The 12697-nt window shown below is 61.2% G+C and carries 7 protein-coding genes; 1 reads left to right on the top strand and 6 read right to left on the bottom strand.

Going from position 1 to position 12697, the window contains the following annotated elements:
• Positions 1–65: 65 nt before the first annotated feature.
• From BWO91_RS14145 to BWO91_RS14175, 6 genes are all read right to left on the bottom strand, one after another.
• Positions 66–746 (bottom strand): hypothetical protein, encoded by a 681-nt coding sequence (locus BWO91_RS14145; RefSeq protein WP_079002991.1) that lies wholly within the window; start codon positions 744–746, stop codon positions 66–68.
• A 718-nt stretch (positions 747–1464) separates the two neighbouring features.
• A complete protein-coding gene (locus tag BWO91_RS14155) occupies positions 1465–2007 on the bottom strand; it encodes a hypothetical protein (RefSeq protein ID WP_079002993.1) in 543 nt (180 codons plus the stop codon).
• A gap of 200 nt (positions 2008–2207) precedes the next feature.
• Entirely contained in the window at positions 2208–2918 is a 711-nt protein-coding gene (locus BWO91_RS19700) for a hypothetical protein (protein WP_153303472.1), read from the bottom strand.
• 853 nt (positions 2919–3771) lie between these two features.
• Positions 3772–4437 (bottom strand): hypothetical protein, encoded by a 666-nt coding sequence (locus BWO91_RS14160; RefSeq protein WP_153303473.1) that lies wholly within the window; start codon positions 4435–4437, stop codon positions 3772–3774.
• 11 nt (positions 4438–4448) lie between these two features.
• Positions 4449–4631 carry a hypothetical protein gene (locus tag BWO91_RS14165; protein WP_079002995.1) on the bottom strand — a complete coding sequence of 61 codons (183 nt, stop codon included), beginning with the start codon at positions 4629–4631 and terminating at the stop codon, positions 4449–4451.
• A 302-nt stretch (positions 4632–4933) separates the two neighbouring features.
• Positions 4934–11575, bottom strand: coding sequence for a PA14 domain-containing protein (locus BWO91_RS14175; protein WP_167620490.1), 6642 nt, complete (start codon positions 11573–11575; stop codon positions 4934–4936).
• 521 nt (positions 11576–12096) lie between these two features.
• On the opposite strand from BWO91_RS14175, the gene BWO91_RS14180 reads away from it, so the two are divergent.
• A complete protein-coding gene (locus BWO91_RS14180; RefSeq protein WP_079002998.1) occupies positions 12097–12690 on the top strand; it encodes a recombinase family protein in 594 nt (197 codons plus the stop codon).
• Positions 12691–12697 lie beyond the last annotated feature (7 nt).

A 12697-nucleotide genomic window follows, 5' to 3' on the forward strand; every position in this document is an offset into this window, starting at 1 on the left:
TCTTAGACGCGCGGCCAGTTCTGCGAACCGGACATCGTGTAACCTAGCGCTTCATCGACCACGCTTCAAATGAACAGTTGCGTGACTAGCGCGGTAGCGAGTGCACCGGCGCCTGCGTTCGCGGCCGATCCGAGCACGCCCCGCAGTGTGGCGAGTGCACCCTTCACCTTGCGCTGGTTCGGCTCAGCCTGCACGATCTCCTCAAGCACGGTGCTCGCAGCTTCGCGGCCGGCTTCTCGTTCGTCGTCGTCCAGATCATCGGCCGCGCTGAGGGCGTCAATCGCCTGCTGGATCTTCTGCGCCAGCTCCTCGTAACCTGATGTCACGGTCGAGGTCTGGTTGAGCATGCCACCTCGGGTGACGATGTTGACGCTCTGGGAGCCAGTGATGACGTACTGGTCGCCGTTCACGTGCTGCGCGGGCTCAACCGGCCGCGGCGGGCTCGTGGTGAACTTCGCCTCGATGTGGGAGGCGTGCGAGGGCATGTTGCTTGGTGCCTTGTTCACGTCGGTGGTCGTGACGTAGACGGTGCGCGTGCCACCCGTGGTGCTGCGCGGGTCGCTCAGCTCCATGGTGTCGCCGTCATGGACGGGCGCGGTGATATCGAAGAACGCGCTGTGCGCCTGCACCTGAGCTTCCAGCTCGTGCCGGACTCCTTCGTGAACGACCACGACCTGCTCGGTGCCGAAACGTCGTCCGACGCGGGCGATGAAGCCGCCCTTTTCTGGCCGAGGAAGCGGAGTCATCTGCGTCTCATTTCTGGCTCAATTTAGGTCGCGCCGACCTGTGGATAACTCACCGAGAACATACCCGATCATCTCCGTTATGTCAGTGAATGAGATTTATGCGGGTGCGGCAGCGTTCACTCGCCGACATCGAGGACAACGGCTACGCAAGGGCGAATCCTGAGGTGATGGCAAACAACCAGCTGAGACTGCCCGCTAGGCAACCAGCGACGATCCGAAACCAGAACGTACTCCCCCATCGGACCTTACGATGCTCGCTCAAGTCAACGCGAGCCCGCCTGAAGACCCTCACCGCCACAATTACGGGCAGGAGAAACAGGATCAGCCACCCGAACACGACTGCCGCCCTCGACTGAAGGCCTACCTCCAGGGTCGATGTTCTCGATATGTCCGTGGCAATCTGGGTCAACAGCGGGCGAGAAACGAGCAGGAACACGGTTACACAGATCACCGATGCGAGGGCAAGGCTGGCAGCCGATCTCCATCCGGCTCTGATTCCAGGAACTGTCCTGCCCTCCGAGCCTGTCACAAGAGAGACCTGACGATCATGAGCGCTGTGCCGCCACATTTTGGGACACGTTCGTGGCGTAGGACGTCGCCACCTGGGCGAACTCGGCGCAATCTTCTCCCGCAACGACGCTCGAGCCTGCGCACCCGGCCGCGAGAGCGAGCACGAGGCCACTGAGGCCGAGGGCGCCGAGAACGCGATGTGGGCGCTTCACAGGGCAATCCCCCGCCGGCGAAGCTCCGTGATGATCGCCACGTCATCCTCGAAGTGCCGTGATCGCTTGTTGGCCGAAAGGATCTTGTCGTTCCAGCCTTGGCGCATCATCAGCTGCAGAGCGACGCCGAAGTGGGAGCCGCCGAAATCGATGTCATCCCAGACTCCGACCTCCGCACGCTCCCGCGGCACGACCGCCTGGAAGCTCGGATCGATGCGAATCCGGTGAGCGCTGTACCCCCGGATCGAGATCGCCCCCTCGACCCCCCTGATGTCCAGAGCCATGTCGTCCCCTTGATCAGCTTCAGCGACTCGACGCATATACATCGCACGCTCTTCCGGGTTCCTCGCAGTCACCGAAGTCTGAATCGTCAGATCATTGAAAACCCCCGAGAGCGTGACGTTGTGGAACTCACATCCATTGATGAACAGCGAACCTGGATCACCCGTCAACCCACCCACCGTCACGTTCCGCAGCAACGCGCCCGATAGCGAGCAGCTTTTCACCCGCAGCGACGCCACCGACACGTCCTCGATCACCGGACGCGCATCAAAGTCCTCAGCAAGACGCGTGCGGCAGTCCTCTAGGAGAAGATCACCGAAGGTGACTCCCCGGAGAGACTGACCCTCTCGGAGGACCGCTCCTCGAATTTTCTGTCGCATAATCACTTCCCGTAGCCATCCTCGCGGAGCAATATCCGACGCCAAAAACGGACCGCCTCACCACGGTTCGAGCGCGGTCAGGAGGTGCTCGAAACGAGCACCCATGAGCGAACGTAGTCAACTTGACATTCGACCGCGGTCCGCAAACCAGGTTCAAGGTTGCCCAACAGGCTGACGACCAAGTCGTCCCCACTCTGCGCCTCTGAAGGGAACGGCTTGACCAGGAATGTGCCTTGATGAGATTGAGTCAGCATCAGCGCTTCACTGTCATCCCGTGGGATTTGACTTCGAGTGAGCCCCCAGAAGCTTGTGCGGCGAACATAGAGGCCATACTGAGCTAGAAAAAGAAAAACGGCAAGGACACGACCCGCAGTTTCTTTCAGCGTTGCGCCAGACCACTCTGATTGAAATTCCTCTACATACAGGCTCGCTAGATCATCGCCGACAGCCCATAGAACTCCCGCGCGAACATCCCATGCACCACAGTTCGGCACCATCTCTAGAATCAAAGAGTCGAACTCCTCCTCAATAGAGTACGACAGGCCAAAGCACGACTCCGCCCAGGAGCCTATCTGCTCTAGAGCACTCCAAACTGACGCATATGAGAATTCATTTTTCATTTTGATAGAAAGATTTAAGCCGCCCACGGAACAAATCGAAATGAGGATCTTTGGGAGTGCGGACTCTGAACTGCAGCCAAACCCCAGGAGTGTAATATTTTTTATGCGCACTCCAGCCAGCGGCATATCTTGTTCCTTTCTGGTTGAAAACGCCAGGCCTTGCTCCACCCGTGTGAGTATTTCCGAACAGAGTACTCTTCGGTCCAAGGAATGGCACGCGAGCCATTGCGGCGCAAGCAGGCCTGCCTGCAGCCTCGAAGAGAGCCGACTGACTCACGCACCTTGAGATACGCTGCCGAGTAGGCTTCACTACCGTCATGGAAACTTCCACAGCTCCCCGAGGCCATCGCAAGACCTGGTGGATTTTCGCAGTCGCCTTCGCCGTCGGAGCAGTAACCACGGGCGTTTCTTTACTCGTGCGCGCACTCACCATCTCAATGTTGTCCCAGAACATCGCCGGCGGATTATCAGCTCGACCTGAAGTTGAGAACTGGGCCGACCCGGCCGCTGGGATTGACCCCGTGGGAAATACTGTGGGGCTCTTGGTTGCAATCCTGGGGTTGCTGGTATTCGCTGTCGCCATTGTCGTCGTACGACGCCGTCGGACACTCCAGGTCGTGGGCTTGAACCCACAGGAATAGTTCGGCTGCGACGACTTCGAAAGCCTGCGCGACCGCTCGATAGCGAACCTCGTTCTTAGTGCTTTCTTCGTAAGACTCTGCGATTCCAGCGGTCTTCAACTCGCGAAGAATTCTGTGTGCAGTAGTGAGACTAAGAGCTGATCGGATCGTTGAGCCTGTCGACCCCGGATTGGCAATGAGGTAACGCAAAACTTGCATCTTACTAAGCGAGCTGTACACGGGGCGAACGGCCTCAGCGGCGAGGGACAGGTCAGCTGGTTTATCTAGGCGAGCAGGCATGTCTCGATTTTGTCGGTCAAGACGTTGGTCATCTCCGGCGGCAGAAGTCTTCCGCGCTAGGCCACTGAGGCCGAGGGCGCCGAGAACGCGACGTGGGCGCTTCACAGGGCAATCCCCCGCTGGCGAAGCTCCGTGATGATCGCCACATCCTCCTCGAAGTGCCGTGATCGCTTGTTGGCCGAGAGAATCGTGTCCTTCCAGCCTCTCCTCACAACATCCTGGAGCGCAATCTCCAACGTGGACTCGCCGAAATCAATGTCATCCCAGACTCCGGCCACCGCACGCTCCCGCGGCACGACCGCTTGGAAGGTCGGATCGATCCGAATCCGGTGAGCGCTGTACCCCCGGATTGACAGATCCCCCTCCACCCCTCTGATGTCCAGGCCCATATCATCACCTTGGTCAGCTTCCCTGACCCGATGTTCATACATCGCGAGCTCCTCCGGGGTTCTCGCGGTCACAAACGTCTGAATCGTCAGATCACCGATGGCCCCGGACAGCATGACGTTGTGGAACTCACACCCGTTGATGAACAGGGAACCTTGGTCGCCGGTCAACCCGCCCACCGTCACGTTCCGCAGCAGCGCGCCCGATAGCGAGCAGCTTTTCACCCGCAGCGACGCCACCGACACGTCCTCGATCACCGGACGCGCATCAAAGTCCTCAGCAAGACGCGTGCGGCAGTCGTCTAGGAGAAGATCACCGAAGGTGACTCCCCGGAGAGACTGACCCTCTCGGAGGACCGCTCCTCGAATTTTCTGTCGCATAATCACTTCCCCTAGGTCCACATGTTGTACTTGGCGATCCGAGTCGGGTCGACGTAGGACCGCTTCGAGTGACGCGCGAGCGTGGAGAGGTTGTCCGTCGTCAGCTCGTAGAACAGTCCCGAGCTGCTCAGAACCGTCGATGTTTCAAACCCGGCCAGATACGCCCATGGTGCTGTCCTGACGAACATCTGCATGTGCACAACTGACACACTCTTCTGAACGAGCGGGAAGCAGGACTAGAGCCCGTCGACTAGCTCAGGGCGCGGATGAGCATGAAGATACCTAGGCAGACCCCGCCGATACCGCCCACAATGGTTGCGCCAGGGCGAGGGGTTTGCGCGAACTCAGATTCTTTCGGGAGAGTCCAGTTTCCAACACGCCTCATAAAACTCTCGACCGGGCGGTTGAAAATCACAACCACGGTTCCTACGACCACGAGCACGACGGCCACTACGATCATGATTCCTCTTCCCCTTCAATTAGTACGGCGTGTTGTTTACGCCTCCGCAGCTAGCCGCCCCGCCGAAGACGATTCCAATGTACGGGAACCATCCATCTCCTCCATCCCAGACGGCTCCAACAACGGCTCCGACTCCCGGCGAGACGCTACAACTGAAGTTAACGGTGTTAGCCTTCGGGTTTTTGCGCCAACCGTGAGGGTGAGGTTGAACCCCTTTGGCCCGGCGGCACCTCCCACCCCTGTACCACCGGTACCGGCACTGAAGCAGCCTGCGGCACAACCGCTGAAGGAACCAGTGAACTCAGCGTCGTTCCAGGTTCTCGCCTGGGGGTTGTCGAAGAATTTGGTCCAGGTCTTGTTCCAGTTGATCGGAACGTTTGCCCAGGTGCTGTTCCAGTTGTCGGCCACCCGGTCGCCGTACGATTTCGCCTTCGCTGGTTGAGGGCGTGGTGGGAGCCGTTCTCCAGTGACGCTTCCGTTTGGTCCGATTTTGAGGCCGCGACATTCTTCGTTGATGCAGGCTCGTTCGCCGCTGAGGTCGAATCGGTTGACAGGGTCTGGTGGGTAGTCGTAGTTGTTGGTGACTCCACCTTCGACCGGGTCAACCTCGAGGAATCGTCCGAGCTCGGGCACGTATTGCCGTGCGCCCATCTCAATGGTGCTGATACTCCCGCTGTGTTCGGTGAGCTTCTGGTGTTGCCCAAGCCAGCCCCAGTCGGCGTCACCAGTCAGCGTGTCAGGTCCTGCGTCGTTCCCTGAGACTGTTCCGAGTGCCCCGGAGGTTGGGTCAACCGCCTGCCCGAACGGGTCGTAGCGGTGAACGCTCGGGCTTCGAGCACCTCCAGCATCGGCCGTCACGACAATGTCTCCGTGGATGTTCGGGTAAGACCACAGCTGTGCCGCGCCGCGCATGGTCACCGACACGCCTCCCGGCAGGTTCACCATGAGCTCGAGCACTGCGTTGGCGCCGTCAAGTGTGAACGCGGCGCCACCGCTGGAGGCGGTGTGGCCGTATCTCACGACGGTCGGCGCCCCTCCCCCGTACGGTGTCTCTGTTCGCTGCACGATGCGGCCCGTGACGTCGCGAAGGTACTCGACGATTGGACCGGCTTGGACGACCGTCTTCGTGTGGCGATCGGCGATGTCGTAGCTGATCGTCTGGTCTGCAAGTTTCGTGGTGTTGCCGTGGGCGTCGTATGCCAACGACGTCGCCGCCAGTCCTTGGGACACAGGCCCTCGAGTCGGGTCCACTGCTCCGCTGATCTGTGAGGACGTCAGTCGGTCGGCCCAGTCGTAGCAGTACGCGGTCGAGGTGGTTCCTCCCCCGACCACCTGGTCGGTGGCGGAGGTTCGGTTGCCATTCATGCCGGCTCGAGTATTAGCGCCGCAGCCGTCTGCGTAACCGTAGCTGAGGTTGTGGCCTGGGATTGCTGCGGCAACGAGGCGGCCTGCTGTGTCGTAGGTGTAGCGGGATTCGTACGCTTCGTCCCCGTCCAGCAGTGTGTTCGAGAGGATCCTGCCCGACTGGGATCGCAGGACGGAGTCGGTGACTGCTTCTCCGGTTGGGAATGACCAGGTTTGGTCGGTGAGTGCCGCAGCGCCGTTGCGCTGGACTCCTTCGAGGGATGCCCCGTTGCTGTAGCTGACCGACGCAAGTTCGCCCTGCACGTAGCTTGGCGTCGCCGAGATGCCCGCTTGTGTGACCCCGGTGAGGCGCCCATCGATGTCGAAGGTGGATTGCGACGTTTGAGCTGGTCCACTGGGGGTTTTGAGTGTCGTCATTGTCGGTTGTCCGAGCCGGTTGTATTGAGTCTCGGTGACAGCACCCCAAACGTCGGCGTAGGTGGTGGTCCGACCGAGTAGGTCGACCGTCGTTGTGGTAGCACCGGCGGAGTCCCCCGCGATCATGGTGAGGGGCGCGGTGACACTGTAATAGAACACAGCCGTTCGTGGGACCTGCTGCGCAGTCGCGGGATAAACGGTCTGAACACTGCGACCACGAAGGTCGAACGTGGTGCAGGTCCAATCTGCGTCGCCGGAGCGTTTCGTCCCGACCTCTCGGCCCCACAGGTCGTACAGATACTGCGTCTCAGCCCGGGCGCCATCTGCCCCGGCTGGCGGGGTGGACTTCTTCAACGCACCGAACTGAGCGGTCGTCTTGGGGATCCCGCAGATGTGTGAGCTGGCGTCCTTCACTTGTGGATCGTCAGGCAGGGCCGCCTTGATCGTTTGGGTGTCCCCGAAGTAGCTGTAGGTGGTCCCAGCGACTGCGAGTGATTGTCCAGAGGCAACGCCCGCCGGGAGCATGCGTGAGGTGCGGCGGTTGTAGGTATCGGAGTATCCAGCCTGGGTGCGCAGGTTCAACCCTTCTGGGTCGAGAGCTGTCTCGGTTGCGATCCCGAGCCAGGGTGATGCCCCGTACGAGGTTGTCGTCTTGCTTGCGGGGACGTCAGTGTTGTCGATGCCGGCAGGTGCACCAGGTGGTGCCGAGTCGTCCGTGATTGTGGATGTTGCCAGGTTGTATGCAGGGCTCAGGGCAGTGCCCGGGACGGCGGTGAAGGTCGTCTTGCCGGGTGCTTTCCAGTTGAGAACAAGCGCTGCTGGACCGGTGTCCTGGTAGTAGTGGATGCGAATTCGGGACACCTGGCCGGCTTCGGCGACATTGACGATGCCTACGGGTGACGGTGCCCATGCGCCGCCTCGCCAGAAGTTCACGACGAGGTTGTCGTCGACCCAGACCTGGGAGCCATCGTCAGAGTAGGTCTGGAACTCATACTTGCCCGCGGCGGGGAAGGTGATCGTTCCCGTCATGCGAGCGGACCAATTGGTTGCGGCGATCCCGGAGACCGGTGAGGCGGAACTCCAGTCTTTCTCTACAAGGCCACTCGGGACTGTGGGGATTCCTTGCGTCATAACTTTCGGGACGCCGCTCAAGGTCTGGTTGTTGTACCAGGCTGTGGAGAGGCCGCGTAGGCCCTCGTCATAGTTCGTCGACGTATGCGCCGGCGCCGTTGCACAGCTTGAGAGCGGGCGCTTGTCGGAACCGAAGCAGGACGCCGGCGCGGGCCCGTATGAATCGGTTTGGAGATCTGACTGGTTGTAGAGGTTGGTGATCATTCGACCCGTGGCGTCCGTTGTGGACAGAATCTGGTCTCGACTGCTCCACTCGACTGAGGAGCTCAGCCCTGACGGGGACGTCTCGCCGGTCCCACGCCATGCAGCATCCCAGGTGACGGTTCGCGCGAGGGAATCGGATCCGTCGTCCGCGACCGCGTTCACGATCGTCGCCCCGGCCTCGTAGGTGTACTTCCTGCCCGGTTGCAAGTTCGGGCTGACACCATCGGGTGCAGCCAGGGTCACCGCAGCGGCTTTGCCAGCCGCGTCGTACGAGATGACGGTCTGGTTCGTGTTGCTAGCTGTGCGGGCGGGGTCCGCGAGCAGCCAGTCGTTCTGCGCGACATTTCGGACGGCCGTGAGCCTGCGGGATGCGTCGTAGCTGAAGCTGAGGTTCTGGTTGCCAGGATTCTGGATCCCGATGAGCCGTCCGGCAGCGTCGTAGAACAGACGGGTGGTGTCGGTCGTACCCGGCTGGTGACCCGGGTACACGATGCGGCACAGCATGCCGAGGGGAGCTTCGCTGCCGCCGGGGAGGGCTGGGCAGGCGGAGGTCGCAAGGTTCGAGTCGGCGCGCGTCAACGGAGCCTCAGCTGTGTCCCCTCCGTAGAAGTACCGGATGTCCCGAGGCACCGCCGAAGTGCTCAGCCGGTCGTACGTTCGTTTGACTCGCCCTTGAGCGTTGTACTCGAGGGCGGGCGCGGCCGGTTTTGCGATGTCGATCGGACTGACGACTTGGTCGATGACACCATCAGCTCGGAAGGTGTGCACGATGCCGGCGGCGTCTGTGAAAGTGACGAGTTTGTTGCTCGACAGGGAGACGACTCCCGTCTCCCCTGCGGGTGGCCGGTAACCGCCGTCGGCAGCCCGCGTGAAGGAGTGCGTTCCACCCTTCGAGTCAGTGAGGGTAATTGACCCCTCTTCGACACGAACTCGCGTGTAGCTGCCGATGTCGCCGGCGAGGATCGCCGAGGTCGCCCACCCGTCGGGCAAGACCTCCGGTGACTTCGTGAACCATGAGGCCGGCACGATGAAGGGTGCACCGTTCGGGCCCAGTTTCGCCCACAGCTCGATCCCTGCGGGGCCGGATGCCTCGTAGTAGTCGAACTGGAAGGGTTTCGGGCCAGCTGGCAGGGTCTTTGCGGTGGTCGCGAAGACCGGTGCCGGCGTGAATGCTGTGTTCGCCCACTTGTTGATGATCGTTGTTCCGTCGATGATCAGCTTCGCCCCGTCGTCCTGTCGCGTGCCGAAGTAGTAGTCGCCGGCGACGTTCGGCGAGATGAACCCTGTCCAGCGCGCCAAGAACCGGTCCGCGGGCACGCTCGCGCCCGGCGATTCGGCGCCAGGCGACCCTGTCTCCCAGTTGAAGCTGATGAGTTTGTCCGTGCGTTGCAGCACCCGGGTGGCTGTCGCGAAGTCGTAGGTCTGGGTCTGGCCAGGCTTGGCGGTGGCGTCGAAATACTCGGCCTTCAGTCCGGCGTTCGACTCTGTGAGCGAGTTGTAGTTGAATCCGACTCCCATCGGCCCGCCGACGGTGGAGACGGTGGGTGATGAGAACTGCACGTTCGCGTTCCCCGACGCCAGGTTTACGGCGACGGATCCGGCGACGTCGGTGGGCGAGATGCTGTCGGCCCCCAAGCGTTTATTGACGGTGAAGGTGGCAACCCAGGGAGTTGTCGACTCGACGTCGTATCCCACATCCTTCGTCAGAACGGTCCAAGAGTAGGTGGTTCCATCCTGCAGCGATGCCGTTGGTATCTGCCACTGAGGGGCGTCCAACCAGTTCGACAACAGGACCCCTCCCGTTCTGGTGTCGGGTCCGGTCGCGATGCGGAAGCGATATTTCAACGCACGGCCTGCTGGATTTGGTGGCGCTGCGACCGCGAGGACGGGCGAGTCAGTGACTGTGATACTGCGGTCCTGTGGCTGGGAGGAAGCTTTGTCCACCACGGGGACATTGGCCGTGGTGAAAGCCCACGTGCCAACCGGTCGAGTGGTTGACGTTCCGAACACGCCGTCGTAGTTATCTCTGACGAAGGCACGCCAGTAGTACTTGCGGCCGGGGAGTAACTTGTCCGCGGGAACTTGGATCTGATCTTGCGCCAGCCATCCGGAATCCCAAACGGTGCCGACGTCCGGGTTGGGATTTTCGCTGAGACGGAAGAGGTACTGCAGCGAAGTGCCGGGCGCAGGGGTCACGCCCTTGATCTTCAGCGTCGGTGTCAGGTTCGTGTTGATGGCATCGTGTGCAGGAGCCGTCGGAGAATCGACGGTGCCACCGGTGGGGTACTCCTTCCACCAGACGTACATCTGAGACGCCTGATAGTGCTTATACGTGTAGGTGTTGGACTCCTCACCGGTGAATGTGAAATGCATCGCCGTCGTGCCAGCTCGGGTCCACGCTGCAACCTGACTGGTGAGTCGATCATCGTCGACGAGCCCGTTGCCATTGTTGTAAGTGGCGTTGCCTAGGAAGGTGCCTAGTGAGTTGTACTGGAAGCTTGTCGCAACCCACAAGCCTCCGGCCCGTACGGTGGTCGTTGAATCACGCGATTGGCCCGCCAGGCCGACCTGTACGTCGAGAACCTGCTTGCCCGAGATCGATGCCCAGTTATACAACGCCAGCGCGCGCCAGGTGCCGTTTGTGTTGGTGTTTCCGACCTGGATTCCATAATTGTGGTTGTACTGACCATTGGTCTTGTAGGTGTGAGTCTCGGCCGCTGTTGAGTAAAGGTCTGGGTCAACGAAGACTGGGTAGACGCGATCAGCGCTGTTCAGCCAGTTGCGGTCGGGTTCCAGCGAGAGAAGCCAATCCTTGCCGTCCTGCTCGACGCTGACGTCCACATTGGTTTGGGCGTTTGCCCGATCGCCCCTCTTGCTTGCCGAGTCCCACATCGTCGGACGTGGAATGGCGAGCTCTGGCACACCAAGTTCGTTCTCGAAGACGATGTCGCCGTTCCCATCGATTCGTACATCGAGTCCAGCCGTGGAAACTCGCCACTGCCATGAGGCTTTACCCGACGCGCCCGGCGCCGCCTTGAGCTCGAAGAGTTCCTTGACGCCGGCCGGGGTCACCTCGTACACAAGGTCCGTAGTCGGGAAGACGTCGTGGTAAACGGCACGTTCCTTGACATCGCTCCAGGGGAACATGTCGCGCTGCAGCGGCGATGCAGAGGCTCCCTCGAGAGTGAAAGTGATCTCCCGGAGGTTCTTCGTGATCGCAAGCAGCGGCGATTCGTCCGCTCGTCCAGCGAACACCGGAGCGAGGGGGTGCTGCGCGACTTCAGCGCCGCCCTGGCCCAACCACTGGAACGGACCGCGACCTGAAAGATCTGTGGAGACCGGCTTCCACTCGCCATCGATCTTCACGTTCAGCGGCACGTCGGAGAACTTCGTGACGTTCGATCCGTCCGGCCCCTCGTACGTCTCCGAGTAGGCCTTCCGGTCAACGACCTCGGCCGACGAAGGATCCACCTCATACACAGAGTCGAACTCGGGATCAGCATCCGGGGCGGGCGCCTCCTCCACCGGTTCCGCCGGCTGAGGAAGGCTCTCAATCTCCATCGGCACAGGTGCCTCGCCCTGTGGAAGCGCAGCGTCCTCCGAGGATCCGGTCAGCGCCGGTTCCAAAACCGACGATTCGCCGAGTTTCCCAGGCTCGTCGGGCTCGTCAGCAGCGGCAGGCTGCGCAATGGTTCCGACCAACGCTCCGACAATCGCAAAACCCAGCACCGCACGCATGAACCGTCGAGCGGCCACATATCCCCCAAAGTCAGAGCAACGAGGCCGAAGGTACGAGAAACCTGAAGATCACCGCAACATCGACTGCGTGATTTCACTTGTACGCGTGTCAGTCTTGACAAAATTGGGGCAATACCCACCGTCGCCCCAACACTCATCGTCCGGAGGCCTTCGATGCGTCAGGAACCTACAGGTTTACGAGACACACGTTCCATCGTCGACCTGGGCGAATTCAGGCGCGCAGATCCGCAGATCTTCCGGCCCGCCCAATGTCTCGAAAACTCGTCTCACAGTTCGGCGTGTCCCACTCCGTCTCGCTCGACTTTCTGAGACATGCTGGTGTAATGAGGCAGATCGGGTACACCAGAGTGAGCACCGCGAGCCAGGACGGGCAGTTGCAGCTCGACGCACTCGTCGACGCCGGCGTCCAGAAACGCGATGTATTCGCTGATGTGACCTCTGGCAGCAAGACCGCGATCGAGCGGCCTGGGATGACGAAGCTGCTCGAGTACGCCGAGACCGGAGACACCGTGATCGTGTGGCGCATCGACCGACTAGGGCGTTCCCTCATCGATGTCCTCAACACTGTTGAGCTCCTACGCGGCCGCGGGGTCCATGTGCGATCGCTCTCGGATGGGATCGACCCTGCGACGTCGACGGGCCGGTTAATGCTGCACATGCTCGCCACCCTGGCCGAGTACGAGCGCGAGCTCATCGTCGAACGCGTCAACGCTGGCATCGCCGCGGCACGCGAGTCGGGCACGCGATTCGGGCGTCCGCGGGTGAACCCCGCCATCATCGAAGAGAAGCTCGCCCTCGTCGCCGAAGCCCGCAGCCGCGGTCGAACCGCCGCGGAGGCAGCGGCACTCGTTGGCTGGAGCAGAGCAACGCTCTACCGCCACCAGGCCGATGCTAAGAGCAAAGCTTCCTCATTCTGATGGCCTG

The sequence above is a fragment of the Plantibacter flavus genome, assembly GCF_002024505.1.
In the GTDB taxonomy this organism is placed as follows: Bacteria; Actinomycetota; Actinomycetes; order Actinomycetales; family Microbacteriaceae; genus Plantibacter; species Plantibacter flavus_A.